Raw genomic sequence first — 16,741 nt, forward strand, 5'->3', positions numbered from 1 at the left:
GAAAGAAAAAATCATGTCACAACAAGAAGAAATGAAAAACCTCAGCCTACTGGGCAACAAAGAAACTACCTACATCTTTGACTATCAACCAGAAGTCCTCGAATCCTTTGACAATCGTCATGTAGAAAATGACTATTTCATCAAATTCAACTGCCCTGAATTTACCTCACTGTGCCCAATCACTGCGCAGCCAGACTTTGCAACGATTTATATTTCCTACATTCCTGACAAGCTCTGTGTCGAGTCAAAATCCCTAAAACTCTACCTCTTTAGTTACCGAAATCATGGGGATTTTCACGAAAACTGTATCAATACCATCGGGAAAGACTTGGTCAACTTGCTAGACCCTCGCTATTTAGAGGTTTGGGGGAAATTTACACCTCGCGGTGGTATTTCAATCGACCCTTACTACAACTACGGTAGACCTGGAACCAAGTATGAAGGATTGGCAGAACAACGCCTCTTCCAACACGACCTTTATCCAGAGAAAATTGACAACCGCTAATACTCTTAGAAAATCTCTTCAAACCGCGTCAACGTCGCCTTGCCGTAGGTATGGTTACTGACTTCGTCAGTTCTATCCACAACCTCAAAACAGTGTTTTGAGCTGACTTCGTCAGTTTCATCTACAACCTCAAAGCAGTGCTTTAAGCAACCTGCGGCTAGTTTGCTCTTTGATTTTCATTGAGTATAAACAGATACGAAAAAGCCCTGTTCCTCATCATGAGGAGCAAGGCTTTTTGAGTTTCAATTATTCTTCAGTTCCAAGGAAGTTTTTAGCTACAAGAGCTGCAAGAACTCCACCAACGATTGGTGCAAGGATGAAAATCCAAACTTGTTGAAGGGCTGCGCCACCTACCAAGACAGCAGGAGCCAAGCTACGAGCTGGGTTTACTGAAAGTCCAGTGATGTTCAAGCCAGCTAGAATCAAAGCTGTCAATGACAAACCAATGACCAAACCAGCGATTGCGCCATTACCTTTGCTTGCTGATGTTACAGTCATGATCACCAAAACAAACAAGAATGTTGCGATTGTTTCAAACAAGAAACCACCAAAAACAGTTACACCGTTTGCCAAGGCATTTTCACCAAGACTTGCAGTTGACATACCTGAATTCGCCAAGAGGAAGAGTACAGATCCAGATGCAAGGAAAGCACCAACCACTTGACCAAGGATATAGTTTACAAGTTCTGAAGATGACAAACGTTTGTTAACAAACATAGCGATAGAAACAGCTGGGTTCAAGTGAGCACCTGAAATAGTTCCGATTGAGAAGGCTGCGACTACGATTGCCAAACCAAAAGCAAGAGCAATCCCAAGGTGTCCAAGTCCTTCAACACCATTTCCAAAAACAACAGCTCCTGTTCCGATGAACACAAGCATAAAAGTACCGATTAATTCAGCAACAAATTTTTTCATGTTAAATCTCCTTTTTTCAAACTATGTATTAGTCTATCAGAAGAAGTAAAGGGTTTCAAGAAATGTGCTTGGAACTTTTGTGCAAGTTTTCACATTTGATAATCAAAATCTAATATTGGAAAGATTGAATAGCTTCTTTCAAGTCATCTTGTAAACTATTTCTCTGGTCAAGTTGAACATAGACTTCTAAGAGACAGGATCTGAAATTGGAAAATTTATAAAAATCTTCCCTCTCTTCTATCGGGAAATCAAGTGACTTTATCCAAGAAGCCAGTGTCGCTTACTCCGCTTTTCCTTGCAAAATAGGTTCGTAAAGGACTCTGGCCAAGCGCCAGTCCTCATCATCTATAAATCGAACCGAAATTCTTTTAAATAGTTGGCCAAGTATGTCAAATACTTCATGAACTCTATTTTTAGAAAAGTCTGGATGACAAACAACTTCAGTCAAAAGATCAGCCCCATGAGCAAAAGCATGCACCCAACCATATTGACTTGAAAAACCTGTCGTATCCTCTTCTTTTTCAAGGTAATGCAACCCTTGATCGAGCAACGTATTTCTGATATCAGTTTTAAGCACTTGATAAAAAAGAGACTGTTCATTGCCATCGGCAGATAAGAGATTGGCATAAATAAGTGCCCTAAAAGAACGTTCAAGCGTTGAAGCTCCTGCCTTATCAATCTCTTTATCTAGGCCACCATCAGAAACAATCACATCAGCGATCAACTGAAATTGCTCCTTGGTAAATAACTCTTCTTGAATCCCCCTAGCTAAACTAGTAAAAACCAATTCATCGCGAATCTCTGGACTCGGATCCCCTGTGTGCTCAAGCAACCACAGGATTTCTTCTTGACGATAACTCGGTTTTGCTTCTATTACTTTTCTTTTCAATTCTGGATACATCCCCGTACCTCCAATCATTCACACCTATTATACAACATTCTTTTCTAGCTATCTTCATTATAAGAGATAAACATGTTAGTCTCAGATAGTTTTTTCACTCTTAGAGGGTTAATTTTTTCCAAAAACCAAGTATTTGTTTGACACAAATTTCACAAAGGTGTATACTGAAACGTGATAGGACTTCTTTTAGAAACCTATCACGACTCACTTATAAACCTTTTGCTGTTCTTTTATGAACGTTTGAATGGTATCACGGATACCGAGGAGGAATCATATGTCTAAAGTAGCTATCGTTACAGGTGCAGGTCAAGGGATCGGTTTTGCAATCGCAAAACGCTTGGTTCAAGATGGTTTTAAGGTTGGAGTTTTAGACTACAACGCTGAAACAGCTGAGAAAGCAGTTGCTGAATTGTCAGCAGATAAAGCTTTTGCTGTTGTAGCTGATGTGTCTAAACAAGCAGAAGTTGCTGCAGCTTTCCAAAAAGTTGTCGATCATTTCGGAGACTTGAACGTTGTTGTAAACAATGCTGGTGTCGCTCCTACTACACCTCTGGATACAATTACAGAGGAACAATTCGCTCGCACATTTGCTATTAACGTCGGTGGTGTGATTTGGGGAGCTCAAGCTGCTCAAGCTCAATTTAAAGCACTTGGTCACGGTGGTAAAATCATCAATGCTACTTCTCAGGCAGGTGTTGTCGGAAATCCAAACTTGACTGTTTACGGCGGTACAAAATTCGCTGTTCGTGGTATTACTCAAACATTGGCGCGTGATTTAGCAGAGTCAGGTATCACTGTCAACGCCTATGCTCCAGGTATCGTTAAAACACCAATGATGTATGATATCGCTCATGAAGTTGGAAAAAATGCAGGAAAAGACGACGAGTGGGGTATGCAAACATTCGCAAAAGATATTACATTGAAACGCCTATCTGAACCAGAAGATGTAGCTGCAGCAGTTAGCTTCCTTGCTGGACCAGATTCAAACTACATTACAGGTCAAACCATTATCGTTGATGGTGGTATGCAATTCCATTAAGATTAAAAAAGTGAGGTTGGGAAAAAATCCAACCTCTTTTATCATCTCTACGACTCCAATTTTCGGAGTCGTTTTTTGCCATTTATAATAATTCTTCAGCACTATTCATTCTTTAAAAATGATAGTATTTCTTCAAGACTAGCAGTACTCCCCTGCTCTAAATAGCGTGATTTACTACCATTTTGATAGACTGAAAGATTCGGAACCGTTTGGATATCCATTTCTTTTGCAAAGGCTGTAATCTCATCCTTTTCATCAGAAGCACTATCTAAATAATAGACCGTCTGGTAACTTTTTTGAATCGCTAGAGCCAAATTGGGCACAAACTTTTGACAGTAGGGACAGGATTCTCTTCCAATATAGACAACAAACTCGTCGCCATCTGCAAGTTTGGAGCGCATTTCTTTCATATTGATTGCTTTAGTATACTGAACAGCTTCCTGATAAGTTTTTGGAAGAACAGGTTGACTGAATTTCCAAATCATAAACAAAATCGGTATAGCAATTCCAATGATAACCAAGCTAAGTTTTTTATTGACACGCACTAGCATATCCGTCCTTTTCTAAGTATTTCCCCTAGTCTAATCGCCCACGACAAAATATAAAATCCAACCGATAGATCTGTAATGATGCACATTCTGAAGATAAAGTCTTCGGCAAACTTTATGAAATAAATGTCATTCTAAAATCTCAACAATATAATTCTATTGTTGCACTTTTATGATTTTACTCTCCCAACTGGGCACTATAGGCAATAATTTGGTCAACCGTATCAGACAAGAATTGAATGGAAAAATCAGCCAACCTCTTTTATTAGTTTTCATTATCAGTTAGGAGAAAATTTCCTCAATACTTCTACATTTCTGATGATTTATCAAAAAGCCGTTCTTAAATGATTTTGTATCTTATTCTTTTTTAGAGGGAGTTTTTCCTGCAGCAATTGCATCGGCCTCTGTCATCTCAACAACATTAGCTTTATTAGTACTTGACGACATTCTATCTTTGTTATACCAATATACTTTCGCTTGCCCATTCTTAGCGACATAAACAATTCTATCTTGCTGTTGGGCTTTAATCTCAGCTTCACGTGCAATTCTTTTCTCTTCTTCTTTTTGAGAAATTAATGACTCAACTGCACCTATCCTATCGATCAATTCTGCTTTTTTATCGTTATTTTCAATCTGATTAACTGTTTCTTTAGCAGACTTCACTTGATTCGCATCTTGACTTTCTTCCAATTGTTTGACTAAGGCTTCACCTTTCTCTTGCAACTCATTTGCAGCTTTTTCTTTGGCAATTCTCTCTTCTTCTGCTTTTTCTTTAGCTTTTTTCTCGTCTTCGATTCGTTTTGCCTCCTCTATGCTAGATGAAGTATCCGTCGTCGAAGCTGTCGAAGAAGTAGATGTCACAGTCTGCTTAGTTTCTGACTGAGCAGATGAAGTTTTCTTTGTGACTGTTGGAGTTTGGAGAGCAACTGCAACAAAACTGACAATGAAAAGCCCTATCATTAAATTTCTTTTTCGAATATCTGGTGCTTTCTTTACAAAATACCAAATACCAACTCCACTCAAAACAAGATAGAGAGTAGGTAGAGCAATCAATAAAATAATTCCCAACAAAACTATACCAATTTTGATAAAGAGCATTCTTTTGGGATCTTGCTCTAGCCATTTTTTTATTCTATTCATATTATTCTCCTAAAATCGGCCTATTCCCCTATTCTCCCAACTGGGCACTGTAGTTGATAATTTGGTCAACCGTATCAGACAAGAATTGAATGGTATCACGGAGTGGTTTATCTGTTGAAATATCGGCTCCGATAATCATGGCTGACTCAAGTGGTGTTTTGCTACCTCCTGACTTGAGGAGATTGAGCCAGTCTTCAGCTCCAGTTTCTGATTGTTTCAGATGGAGATAGCCAGCAGTTGAAATTACAAGACCGGCAGAGTAAGTGTAACTATACAAGCCCATGTAATAGTGAGCTTGGCGCATCCAAGTCAAGGCCGCATCGTCATCAATTTCAATAGCATCTCCCCAGAAATCTGTCAAAACTTCCTTCATAATGCTGTTGAGCTTGCTTGCTCCAAAGGTTTCCCCTTCTTCAATCAGTGTATACACCTTACGCTGAAATGCTGCTTCCAAAAGGTGGGTGATAAAATTATGGAAGTAGGTATCTGTCAAGCGGTGAGCAAGAGCGAAGCGTTTTTGACGCGGATCGTCAGACTGATGCTCCAAGTAATCACTTAAAAGCAATTCATTGAAGGTTGACGGTGCTTCAACATAGTAGGTCGACATGTGGGCGTTGAAGTAACTCTGGTAATTATCTGAAAATATAAATTGACCAGAATGCCCGATTTCATGAATCAAGGTATAAACATCACTCAAACGACCTGTCCAGCTCATGAGAACATAAGGATGCACACGGTATGGATCAGCTGCATAGCCACCAGAATCCTTGCCACTATTGGCAGCAAAGTCCACCCAGCGCTCTTCTTGATAGCGAGCAACTTCCTGACAATATTCTTGTCCCAAAGGTTCTACTGACTTCATGACCAAATCATAGGCATCATCAATGCTAACCTCTGGATTGAGAGCACTGTCCAAGTCCAATTTCCAATCCGCAAAGGTCATCTTTTCAAGACCATTTACTTTGGCAACATGCTTGAGGTATCGCTGAGCAACTGGCGCAAAGTCCTTCATGATGAGGTCAATCTGTCGATCAAACATGGTACGATCCACTTCTTGTTCAGCCAGAAGATAATCAAAGACTGAATCATAGCCCTTCATATCTGCCAACAGTTTTTCAGATTTAACCTGAGCAAGATAGGCTGCCGCAGCCGTATTTTGGTGCTTACGAAGCCCTTCTGAGAAGGAACGGAAGGATTTCTCACGAACCTCAGCGTCCTCGTGGTTTTGGTAGAAGTTTTCATAGGTCACAAAGCTGTTTTTGTAGGTCTTACCATGGGCTTCAAAATCAGCCATTTCAAAGTCCCCAGCTCGCATTTTAGTATAGATATCCTGTGGACTGTAGAAAACTTCACCCAGATTGGTCAAGGCCTTCTCCACATCCGCCCCAAGATAGTGGGCTTTTTTGATTTTGGCCTGACGAATAGCTGCCGTCAAATGTGGCAAGTCACCCAAACGGTCCAAGACTTCTTCATCTGCTGCTACCAAGGCGTCATCAAAGAAGGTCAAAGCTACGCTGGCATCTGTCTCAAAGTCCATCCCAGCCTGAGCGATATTGGCAAAATCTTCATTACCATAGTCCGTCGTCTGAGGCATAAAGCTGTAATTGCCAATATGACTCATCTGAATGTAGATTTGTTCCAATTCCGCAAAGGCCTTCTCGAAATCTTCAAAAGTGTGAAGATTGCCCTTGTAGTCACGGCTAAATTGATTGATGTCTTCACGCGCCTTTTCTATCGCACGCAAGAAATCCTCACGGTCTTGATATAGGGCAGTTAAGTCCCAAAGTTCCTTCTCTGGAAATTCTGAACGGTGTTTTTGTTCCATCTTCTTCCTCTTATTTCTCTAATTCTAGTAATACACTGATGGCTGATAAGGCATAAAGCGGTGCTGTTTCTGCTCGCAAGATCCGAGGCCCAAGTCCTGCTAGAACAGCTCCTTTGGCTTCAAAACTTTCAATCTCAGCAGGTGAAAGACCACCTTCTGGTCCAAAGATAAAGAGCAGCTTTGCTCCTTTTTCCAGTCCAGCAACAGATTGGATGAGGGCAGCTGCCTCTCCTTCTTTAGCCGACTCTTCATAAGCCACCACGATGCGGTCAAACTGGTCCAGCTGTGCTAGAAAATCTGCCTTTTTCTCAAACAGCTTGATACTTGGGATCAGATTACGTTTGCTTTGTTCTGCTGCTCCGAGGGCGATTTTTTCTAGTTTTTCAACCTTTTTGCCCAATTTTTTGCCGTCCCACTTGGCAACGGACCAGTCAGCAGGGAAGGCCCAGATTTGACTGGCACCGAGTTCCGTCACTTTTTGAGTGATAAATTCGAGTTTGTCTCCCTTGGGGAAGCCTGATGCGATGGTCACTTGGACTGGCAGTTCCACATTGTCATCCAATTCCTCAACCAACTCAAATTGACGCGCCTCCACATTGACCACGCGCGCCAAACGCTTAATGCCATCATCAAAGACTAAAGTAACCTGGTCATCTTCTTTCAAACGCATGACCTGAAACATATGCTTGCTGGTTTCCTTGTCCTCGATGGTGACAGGAGAGATTGCACTACCCTTGACAAAATATTGCTGCATGCTAGCCTCCAATCACACCGGAGACATCCTTGGTCTTCTTGAAGACACAGGCATTCCACTCCCCTTGGATCATGTGGGTTTCAAGGAAAAATCCAGCTGACTCAGCTGACTCACGCACCATGTCCCACTTGTCCTTGATAATCCCACTCATGATGAGGTAGCCTTCATCCTTGACCAAGCGATAAGCATCATCCGTCAGATGAATGAGGATATCTGCCAAGATATTAGCCACGATAACATCTGCTTCAATCTCCACACCCTTAAGCAAATCGCCTGGGGCCACATGGATGTTTTCCATGCCCGGGTTGAGCTCAATATTTTCCTGAGCGACTCGAACCGCCACGTCATCCAGGTCATAGGCAAAGATTTCCTTGGCACCAAGCAGCGAGCTGGCAATAGAAAGGACACCTGATCCAGTACCCACATCTAGCACCGTTTCGCCACCGCGAAGGACCTGCTCCAAGGCAAAAAGGCTCATCTTGGTCGTCGGATGGGTTCCTGTCCCAAAGGCCATCCCTGGATCTAGCTTGATAATCTTCTCGCCAGCTGTCGCCTCATAGTCCGTCCATGACGGCACGATGGTCAAGTCATGAGTGATACGAGCTGGCTCATAGTATTTCTTCCAATTGTCAGCCCAGTCTTCCTCAGCCAAGGCAGTCGTGCCAATCTTGACTTCTCCTAAGTCCATAAAGTCTGTCAATTCTGCAAGACGCGCCTGCAAATCCGTTTCAACAGCTGCTACATCAACTGTGTCAGGGTAGTAGGCAGTCACCACGATTTCTTCCTGTTGCTCGACTTCTGGGAAAATCTCACCGAAGCGGTCCACATTTCCCACATAGTCCATACTGTCTTCGATTGCAACCCCTTGGGCACCTAACTCGATCAAGAGATTGGAAACCAACTCCTCACCCTCACGCTTCACTGTAACTTTTAACTCTTGCCATGTTTCCATTATTAAGATACCAAGCCCTTAAAACACAAAGCCAAAATAGGAAACTCTCTGAAGACGCTTGTGTCTAAGAGAAGTTTATCTTTTTGGCACAGTGTTTAGGGCGGGTTCAGTTTAGAAATTTAACCGAACCATCCTTTCTATTTGTCAATCAATTTTTTCATGTAGACCATATCCATACCTTCTTTTTCAGGCTCGATATGGGTTTGTTGGTAGCCATTCTTCTCGTAAAAAGCAACCATGCCTTCATCCTGTAATACAGTACACAAATCCCATTGTGTGATGGTTGGAAATTCCTTTTCCAGCAATTCCAATCCTTCAGAACCATATCCTTTTCCCTGATACTGGGGCAAAATCGCTGCCGTTCCCAACCAAGCCTTTGTCAACTCGTCATTGGTCTGAATTCGTAGAAATCCGATTTTATCTTCGTTTTCTTTCACAAAGTAGTAATAGCTATTGGGACGCTCGACTAGTTTCCACTTGATTCGTTCGCGATCCTCCAGATAAGGATCGTATTCATCTTGGTATTTGTCATAAACTGCTTTAAAACTAGCCCTTTGAATGGCAATAATCGTTTCTAAATCTTCTGCTCCTGCTCTCTCAAGTCTTATCATAAACTTTCCTCCAAATAATCCCTCAATCTGCCCTGGAGCTGAGGAACTGTCTGTTTAGAATTGAGAAATTCTTCAACGGGCATCAGCTTATAAGCCTGACCTTCATCTCCAAAGGTGATATTGTCAAATTGTTCTTGACTTATCTGACTAACCATAAAGACCGACTGTCTGCCTTCATAGAGCATGCTGGGATAGACCTTGCTCCAGAGCAGGCAATCCTCATTTAAATGAATTCCCAATTCTTCATAAACTTCACGTGCCGCACACTCGAAAGGACTTTCATCCCCTTCACGGCCCCCACCTGGCAACTCCCACATATTGGGCCAAGGGATATTTTCCTTGTCATCACGCAAGATGGTCAGTAGCTTATCTCCACAAAAGAGGGCAATTTTACAACCCGTAAAATCCAAGTGTTTATCCAATAATTCCATGATGATGACCTTTTCTTATCATAACTACTACTCTATAGAAAACCCCTAGCTAGCTTTCTTCAATCACCTTTTGGCACTCTGCATCCCAGTACGCCTGCCATCTACCATGTTTTTTAGCAAAAAACACCGTAAACTCATCATTTACATAATCTGCAACATAGCGAAGATTAGGCGGGTTTTCCTCAAAACTTAATATCCAAGGATGGAAGTAAAAGGTTTTCTCCCACCTCTTCTGAGTATAGCCTAGATCCTTAGCATACTGAGGGATGGGTTGTTGCAACTCGCTTTCCAAATGGGACTGAATGGCATTATCAATACTATTTAAACGAGCTAATAGTTGCTGAAACTGGTCTTCCTCTTCCGTCTTAAAACCAACTAGAAATTCAAATTCCGCAAAGTCTTCAGGAAATTCAAGTTCTGTTATTTTCCCATCCTCAGCATAGCGTCCTTCCTCATTAACAAGGCGACGAGTTCCTGACTTCAATACTCTCTCGAAATCTAGATCCGCAAAGCGATTGCGGTGAAGAAACGACTCACGTTCTTGAGATTCTTGGGATTTCTTACTAAATAACCGCTTAAATTTCTGAAGCATCGGACAGCTCCCTTTTCTATTTCTCAGCTAACCTGAGTCTCTTCTTCCTGTATGGCTTGTTCCAACTCATCTAACCACTGCTGGTAGTAGGCTTTCTCATCCCGCAGCATTCGGCTGCTATTCATTTTCTGTCTAGCAATCTTCATAGCCTTGTGAGTTTGAACTACATCTTTCTTTACCTTAAATTGATACCGAGCTTGAATGACCTGCATATCTGCTGTTTTTAGAGATAAAAAGGATTTGACTCCTCGAATGCTTGCATATTCTTCCGCTTTCTTATTATCTCCTTCTAGCAAGGTTACTTGAAGAAGGTATAACTGAGAAATTGTTCTAATCATTGAGTTATCTGTATTTTCAAGTAAAGTTTGCAAGTGCTTTTTAGCTGACTCAAGCTTACCCTCCATGATAAAAACTAATCCCTGTAGTGCTGATACACTACCAACAAAGCTCCCTTTTGCATCCTCAGGAACTGGTTGAACAAAATCTTTCAAATCATATTCTTGAGGAGCCAGCAAAGTTTGAGCAGAATGCCTCAACATCACATAAGCATAAGTCACATTCTCAGGATGCCGCATCATTTCTACTATTTTTGCTCCATCGGTGATGCCGACTGGCAAAATGTTATTTAGGAAGAAAGACAAATTAAGAAAAATCCAAGTCCCTGCAAAATACCAGCTTCTTGTCAAAAATCCAAACACTATCGCCAATAATATCAAGCTGAGATGAACCATCAAGCCTCCTGAAAGCATCAGGATGATTCTTTGATCGTTTTCATCCTCTTTTAAACCAATGTATTGAGCGCCAACATTTTTGAGAACAGCTGTTCGGCTAAGATAAAACTTGCCTGACTTTTTAACCAAAAGAAAGTTACCTAATCCAAAAGCTACTAGCCTATAGCCTGTCAAGTAACCACAAAAGGCATGTCCCAGCTCATGAAGAATAAAGATCACATACATGCTTAGAAGAGCGAAGGCATAACCAAAAGTAAAGGCTAAAACTGCGGAATATCCCAACTCTGCAAATGCGATGGTTCCACAAGCAAAAGCTAGCATAATAAAGGCAAAAGCTAGCACATAAACCAAATAAGTCCCAATTTTCTTCATAAAAATCTCCAACCAACTCCTAATATCTCGGATAAGGATAAAACTCTCCCTCTTCCAAGCCTGCTTTTCCTTCTTCAAAGACTTCTTGATTCCATTCCATGACAAATTCTTCTGCTTCTGGGTCTTCCAAAAAGTCCATAAGGGCATCTAGTCCGACCTCGGCAGTATCCTTAAGAAATAGCGCAAAATAAGCTAAGAATTCACGAGAAAAACCTTTCTTAGGGAGATATGGAATAGCAGTTAAATAATCTTCCTCATTGACTGTTGACTTGGCAGGGTTGTAAAAAAGTACCGCTTCTTCAAAGAGGATATCATCTGACGAAACCTCTCCGTCTTCATCTAACATCTCCACTCCTGCGGCATTTTGCGCCTCTAACAGAAAACTCACTTCAACCGCATGATTGCGCTTATCCCAGCTAATCTCATAATCAAAAGGAAAGTTCTTGTCCAACTCTTCTTGTAAAACATCTAAAAATCCGTATGTTGCCATTTTGTCCTCTTTCTATACGACTCTTAAATCGCCCCGAATACTCGGAAATATGCTAAAATAGATACTACCATATTACCACATTAGTATCAGAAAATCCATGTTAGAAAGGACTGCTATGCCAGACAATCTCGCGCTTCGTATGCGCCCCAAAACCATCGACCAGGTCATCGGTCAAGAGCATCTGGTGGGCCCAGGAAAAATCATCCGTCGCATGGTGGAAGCTAACCGCCTGTCATCCATGATTCTTTATGGACCTCCAGGCATCGGAAAAACCAGTATCGCTTCGGCCATCGCTGGAACGACCAAGTATGCCTTTCGGACCTTTAATGCGACAGTTGATAGCAAAAAACGTCTCCAAGAAATTGCCGAGGAAGCAAAATTTTCGGGTGGACTAGTTCTGCTCCTTGACGAAATTCATCGTCTCGACAAAACCAAGCAAGACTTTCTCCTCCCTCTCTTGGAAAGTGGACTGGTCATCATGATTGGGGCGACAACTGAAAATCCTTTCTTTTCTGTAACACCAGCCATCCGTAGCCGTGTTCAGATTTTTGAACTCGAACCCTTGTCGAATCAAGATGTCAAAGAAGCTATTCAAATCGCCCTGACTGACCCTGAACGAGGTTTTGATTTCCCAGTTGAGTTAGATGATGATGCCCTTGATTTTATCGCAACATCTACCAATGGAGACCTCCGTTCTGCCTTCAACTCGCTGGATTTGGCAGTTCTTTCTACTCCGGCAAATAACGAAGGCATCCGCCATATCACGCTCGATATTATGGAAAATAGTCTGCAGAGAAGCTACATTACTATGGACAAGGATGGAGATGGACATTACGACGTTCTCTCCGCTCTACAGAAATCCATTCGAGGTTCGGATGTAGATGCTAGTCTCCACTATGCTGCTCGCTTGATAGAGGCCGGTGACCTTCCTAGCCTAGCTCGTCGTTTGACTGTGATTGCTTATGAAGATATCGGTTTGGCCAATCCCGAAGCCCAGATTCATACCGTGACTGCTCTGGATGCAGCACAGAGGATCGGTTTCCCCGAAGCCCGCATCCTCATTGCCAATGTTGTGATTGATTTGGCCCTTTCTCCAAAATCCAACTCAGCCTATGTAGCTATGGACAAGGCTCTGTCTGACCTTAAAACCTCAGGTCACCTACCAATCCCACGTCACCTGCGAGATGGCCACTATAGTGGTAGCAAGGAATTAGGCAATGCCCAAAACTACCTCTATCCACATAACTACCCAGGTCACTGGGTCAAACAAGAGTACTTGCCAGAAAAAATTCGCAACCATAGCTACTTCTCACCAGAAGATAGTGGAAAATACGAACGTGCCCTGGCTCAACGCAAGGAAACCATTGATAAATTACGAAACTTATGAAATCCTTTTCAAAATTTTTAATTTTCCCTTGATTTTTTTTGAAAAAGTGGTATCATATAATCATAGAAACGCTGTGGTGTACGACTTCACATTTAAGTGTTGACCGACTATTTTTTGTATTATTAGGGAAACAAAAGTCTTCTAACAGCATGTAGGCCGTCTCACACGGAAACAGCTTCAGTTAGAGCGAGTTGCCCACCTGCTTAATTGCGCGGGTTCAATACAAACCGTGAAGTTTCGGCACCAATACAGCTTTTTATTTGCCTCCTTAGCTCAGTTGGTAGAGCAGTAGACTCTTAATCTATGGGTCACAGGTTCGAGCCCTGTAGGGGGCATCTAAATCAACAGGAAAAAGCCTTGATTTATAAGGCTTTTTTGCTTGTCTATAACTGATTTGCCCCATCATTTGCCCCACATTTTTTTATGAGCAATCTTTCCAAACATCTCTGATTACGAAAAACAAAAAAGCTATCCTACCTTTGCAAATTTAGATAAGATAGCAGAATATTTTAATGCAACTCCAACTCAACTTTTTGGAACTAGTAAAGAGATTGAATTAGAAAAGAGTGTTCTTGAATCGAATGAATACTCTGATAAAGTAAGTGAGATCTTAAAGGCTGTCAAATACATCGAACATTTTCTAGAAACTGATGGACAGTACTTAGAGGATTTACTTTACTTAACAAGAGGCAACCAACTATACACAGAAGATGGAGATGAGTTGTATATTGATCCAACTTCTCAGAAAAGAACACTTCATAACCAATATGAACCTGGTTTTATTGAAGCAAGGGATAAATCTCCACTAGAACTCTTAATTGAAAATAAGGAATTGTTTGATAAATAGAAAAAGCGAGGATAACCTCGCTTCAGATTGAAGTTAAAATCTTTAGAAGACACTTTTATAAGGACTTTGTCTTCAATCTGTGAAAAGGAGTGAAAACTCCTTTTCTTTTTGTAAGTCAGACTGAAACTTCCAAATTGTTTATTTATTTTATTGACATTTTCTATAAAAATAAGTACAATAGTTTTATTAGAAAACTATACTATATAGGGATAGGGGGTATTGAAATGAAATTTTCTAATCGTTTACTGCTATTCCTTGCAGGAGTTGTTTTTGTCCTTTTAGGACTTTTCCTATTTACAAACCCAGTAGCTAATCTTGTTGCTTACAGCTGGTGGATTTCATTTGGTTTACTGGTTTCTTCTATAGCAGCTATTTTAGGCTATTTCTCTGCACCAAAAGAGCTTCGCTCACCTGTTTATCTTTTCCAAGGATTTGTTAGTCTTCTCTTAGCTCTTTACCTCGTTGCTTATGGCTTTGTGACCCTGCCGGTCGTCATTCCGACCATTGTAGGAATTTGGTTAATTGTAGAAGCCATTATTGCTTTCTTTAAAGGCAATCGTCTAAGATTGATTTTCCCTATTATTGGTAGCAATATCATGTGGGTAGCCTTGCTTGAATTTTTACTAGGTCTAGTGATTCTGTTCAATCCAGTGGCTACAGGTGTCTTTGTCGTTTATGTCATTGCCTTTTCATTTTTAGTTACTGGCTTCACCTACATTATTGAGGCCTTTCGTAAATAGTCTAGTTGCTATTTCTATCGCATTCAAAAAAGCTGGGAAATCATATTCTCAGCTTTTTTGTCTCTTTAATTATCACTTTTTCGCATTCCATTCTGCGTAGAAATTTGTTTTTCCATTTTATTCTCCAATTTGATCTCGCACTGACATTTATTTATAACAACACTATATATCTAGAATAGCATAATCATTAGGTATTATAGGTTTTCAAACAAAATACGAGTCATTCGTTTTTGCCCCACTTTTGCCCCATTTTTAAATCCTGACATTGAAAATACCTAAAAGTATTTCCCTAAAATCAGCTATATTTCAACATTTTTGTTTATTTTCAATATGAAAAGTTCTTACAAATCCATGTAGGGGGCATCTAAACAACAGGAAAAAGCCTTGATTTATAAGGCTTTTTTGCTTGTCATTTTGTTTTTTGTACCAAAAAGTTTATATTCACAAAATAAGCGACTCTCATCAAAGACTCGCTATTTATCTAACATCTCGTTTTCATCGAAAAAACCACCGCGAGGGTGGTTCTTTTTTATCAATCGTCAAACACTCCGCCTGTGAGTTGGTACATGAGGTAAATGTGTTCCAAGGTTTTTACCTTATCCATATGATCCACATCTTTTACGCCTCCCAAGGCTAGTAAAGGAACAAAACCGAAACATTGGTTATAAGACAAGGGACCATGTTTTAACACAGCCTGTCTATATAAATCCAATTCAAAGTTATCAGTCACATATGAGTTATCTAAATACTGAAGAAAATATTTCAGGCTCTTAATAATAATGTCGCAGTCTTGAATATTGTATTTTACAATACCAACAAATTCATTCTCTTCCCAAGTAATAATATCTCCAAATGCTGTTACGAACAGCGGAAAAAGAAGTAAGGAACTATTCATAATAATAGCCGTAGTAAATCTTTGCATTTTTGTCTTATCTTTTTTAAGATAGTACTATTAAAAAAAGATAAGGTGAAAATCATGGAAACATATACACTTGCAAATGGGGTTACTATTCCTAAAATTGGTTTTGGAACTTGGCAAATTGCTGAAGGCGAAGAAGCCTATAACAGCGTTAGCTTCGCACTTAAGGCGGGTTACACACATATTGATACCGCACAAATTTACGGTAACGAGGTTTCTGTAGGTAAGGCGATTGCTGATAGTAATTTGGCACGTGAGGATATTTTCCTAACTACCAAACTTTGGAATGATAAGCACGATTACGAGTTGGCTAAGACTTCTATCGATGAGTCTCTCGAAAGACTTGGTGTGGATTATTTGGATCTTTTGCTTATCCATTGGCCTAATCCAAAGGCGCTTCGTGAGAATGATGCTTGGAAGGCTGGCAATGCGGGTGCATGGAAGGCTATGGAAGAAGCCTACAAAGAAGGTAAGGTGCGTGCTATCGGTGTGTCAAACTTTATGCAACATCACCTAGAAGCTCTTTTTGAAACAGCTAAAATTGTTCCACATGTCAATCAAATCCTCTTGGCTCCAGGTTGTGACCAAGAAGACTTAGTTGACTATTGCCAAGAGCGCGATATCCTTCTTGAAGCCTATAGTCCACTAGGTACAGGTAGCATTTTTGGAAATGAAGATGTTGAAGCAGTGGCCGAACGTAACGGTAAATCTGTGGCACAAGTTGCTCTGCGTTGGAGCCTCCAAAAAGGTTTCTTGCCACTTCCTAAGTCTGTGACACCTAAAAATGTAAAAGCTAACTTGGATATCTTCGACTTCGACTTATCAGAGGAAGATATGGCAGTCTTGGATAAGATTCAAGGCACCAAAACTCAGAATGATCCTGACACAGTTAATTTTTAATAGGATTTTAAGCAACTCGTCAGGGTTGCTTTTTAGCGTGTTTCTTTAGATTTGCTATGATGAAACTATCATTTTTTATTTATAGATGGGAGTTACGTAATGGAGTCTCGAAATCTTTTGCCTCAGAATACACGTACTTCAT

18 protein-coding genes, 1 tRNA gene and 1 pseudogene are annotated in these 16,741 nt (G+C 40.7%); 7 read left to right on the plus strand and 13 right to left on the minus strand.

Annotation, left to right across the window (positions count from 1 at the left end):
* The first annotated feature begins 13 nt into the window (after positions 1–13).
* A complete protein-coding gene (queF, locus tag QM460_RS02570) occupies positions 14–505 on the plus strand; it encodes a preQ(1) synthase (RefSeq protein WP_000082591.1) in 492 nt (163 codons plus the stop codon).
* 246 nt (positions 506–751) lie between these two features.
* Here the strand turns inward: queF and QM460_RS02575 are convergent, their stop codons facing one another.
* Positions 752–1,420, minus strand: a complete 669-nt coding sequence (locus QM460_RS02575; RefSeq protein ID WP_414289160.1) for an MIP/aquaporin family protein — start codon at positions 1,418–1,420, stop codon at positions 752–754.
* 109 nt (positions 1,421–1,529) lie between these two features.
* A pseudogene (locus QM460_RS02580) lies at positions 1,530–2,321 on the minus strand (DUF2785 domain-containing protein).
* 274 nt (positions 2,322–2,595) lie between these two features.
* Between QM460_RS02580 and QM460_RS02585 the strand changes: the two are divergent.
* Entirely contained in the window at positions 2,596–3,360 is a 765-nt protein-coding gene (locus QM460_RS02585; RefSeq protein ID WP_000048146.1) for a (S)-acetoin forming diacetyl reductase, read from the plus strand.
* A gap of 101 nt (positions 3,361–3,461) precedes the next feature.
* Here QM460_RS02585 and QM460_RS02590 read toward each other — a convergent pair whose 3' ends face one another.
* The 10 genes from QM460_RS02590 to QM460_RS02635 form a co-directional block, all read right to left on the minus strand.
* Entirely contained in the window at positions 3,462–3,911 is a 450-nt protein-coding gene (locus QM460_RS02590) for a thioredoxin domain-containing protein (RefSeq protein WP_414289161.1), read from the minus strand.
* 354 nt (positions 3,912–4,265) lie between these two features.
* Complete coding sequence (locus QM460_RS02595) at positions 4,266–5,048, minus strand: deoxyribonuclease (RefSeq protein WP_414289162.1); 783 nt, start codon at positions 5,046–5,048, stop codon at positions 4,266–4,268.
* Between the two features lie 28 nt (positions 5,049–5,076).
* Positions 5,077–6,873 (minus strand): oligoendopeptidase F, encoded by a 1,797-nt coding sequence (gene pepF, locus QM460_RS02600; RefSeq protein ID WP_414289163.1) that lies wholly within the window; start codon positions 6,871–6,873, stop codon positions 5,077–5,079.
* Between the two features lie 10 nt (positions 6,874–6,883).
* Positions 6,884–7,627: a 16S rRNA (uracil(1498)-N(3))-methyltransferase gene (locus QM460_RS02605; RefSeq protein ID WP_414289164.1), complete on the minus strand. Its 744-nt coding sequence runs from the start codon at positions 7,625–7,627 to the stop codon at positions 6,884–6,886.
* A 1-nt stretch (position 7,628) separates the two neighbouring features.
* Positions 7,629–8,579: a 50S ribosomal protein L11 methyltransferase gene (prmA, locus tag QM460_RS02610; RefSeq protein WP_414289165.1), complete on the minus strand. Its 951-nt coding sequence runs from the start codon at positions 8,577–8,579 to the stop codon at positions 7,629–7,631.
* A gap of 137 nt (positions 8,580–8,716) precedes the next feature.
* The gene (locus QM460_RS02615) at positions 8,717–9,190 is read right to left on the minus strand and encodes a GNAT family N-acetyltransferase (protein WP_414289166.1); all 474 of its coding nucleotides are present in this window, start codon (positions 9,188–9,190) and stop codon (positions 8,717–8,719) included.
* Positions 9,187–9,621, minus strand: coding sequence for an NUDIX hydrolase (locus QM460_RS02620; protein WP_414289167.1), 435 nt, complete (start codon positions 9,619–9,621; stop codon positions 9,187–9,189). Before QM460_RS02620 ends, QM460_RS02615 begins: the two co-directional genes overlap by 4 nt.
* A gap of 49 nt (positions 9,622–9,670) precedes the next feature.
* The gene (locus QM460_RS02625) at positions 9,671–10,213 is read right to left on the minus strand and encodes a hypothetical protein (RefSeq protein ID WP_414289168.1); all 543 of its coding nucleotides are present in this window, start codon (positions 10,211–10,213) and stop codon (positions 9,671–9,673) included.
* A 23-nt stretch (positions 10,214–10,236) separates the two neighbouring features.
* Positions 10,237–11,316 carry a M50 family metallopeptidase gene (locus QM460_RS02630; protein ID WP_414289169.1) on the minus strand — a complete coding sequence of 360 codons (1,080 nt, stop codon included), beginning with the start codon at positions 11,314–11,316 and terminating at the stop codon, positions 10,237–10,239.
* A 19-nt stretch (positions 11,317–11,335) separates the two neighbouring features.
* Positions 11,336–11,806, minus strand: a complete 471-nt coding sequence (locus QM460_RS02635; RefSeq protein ID WP_414289170.1) for a DUF3013 family protein — start codon at positions 11,804–11,806, stop codon at positions 11,336–11,338.
* Positions 11,807–11,921: 115 nt separating this feature from the next.
* On the opposite strand from QM460_RS02635, the gene QM460_RS02640 reads away from it, so the two are divergent.
* From QM460_RS02640 to QM460_RS02655, 4 genes are all read left to right on the plus strand, one after another.
* The gene (locus QM460_RS02640) at positions 11,922–13,193 is read left to right on the plus strand and encodes a replication-associated recombination protein A (protein ID WP_414289171.1); all 1,272 of its coding nucleotides are present in this window, start codon (positions 11,922–11,924) and stop codon (positions 13,191–13,193) included.
* 262 nt (positions 13,194–13,455) lie between these two features.
* A tRNA-Lys gene (locus QM460_RS02645) sits at positions 13,456–13,528 on the plus strand.
* A gap of 95 nt (positions 13,529–13,623) precedes the next feature.
* Positions 13,624–14,040, plus strand: coding sequence for a helix-turn-helix domain-containing protein (locus QM460_RS02650; protein ID WP_080979301.1), 417 nt, complete (start codon positions 13,624–13,626; stop codon positions 14,038–14,040).
* Between the two features lie 224 nt (positions 14,041–14,264).
* The gene (locus QM460_RS02655) at positions 14,265–14,780 is read left to right on the plus strand and encodes an HdeD family acid-resistance protein (protein ID WP_003004261.1); all 516 of its coding nucleotides are present in this window, start codon (positions 14,265–14,267) and stop codon (positions 14,778–14,780) included.
* 532 nt (positions 14,781–15,312) lie between these two features.
* On the opposite strand, the gene QM460_RS02660 is transcribed toward QM460_RS02655, so the two are convergent.
* Complete coding sequence (locus QM460_RS02660; RefSeq protein WP_080979261.1) at positions 15,313–15,702, minus strand: T6SS immunity protein Tdi1 domain-containing protein; 390 nt, start codon at positions 15,700–15,702, stop codon at positions 15,313–15,315.
* 54 nt (positions 15,703–15,756) lie between these two features.
* Here QM460_RS02660 and QM460_RS02665 point away from each other — a divergent pair, with 54 nt between their 5' ends.
* Entirely contained in the window at positions 15,757–16,599 is an 843-nt protein-coding gene (locus QM460_RS02665) for an aldo/keto reductase (RefSeq protein ID WP_049526126.1), read from the plus strand.
* Positions 16,600–16,741: the final 142 nt, after the last annotated feature.

It is taken from the genome of Streptococcus infantis, from assembly GCF_047464415.1.
GTDB lineage: Bacteria > Bacillota > Bacilli > Lactobacillales > Streptococcaceae > Streptococcus > Streptococcus infantis_AE.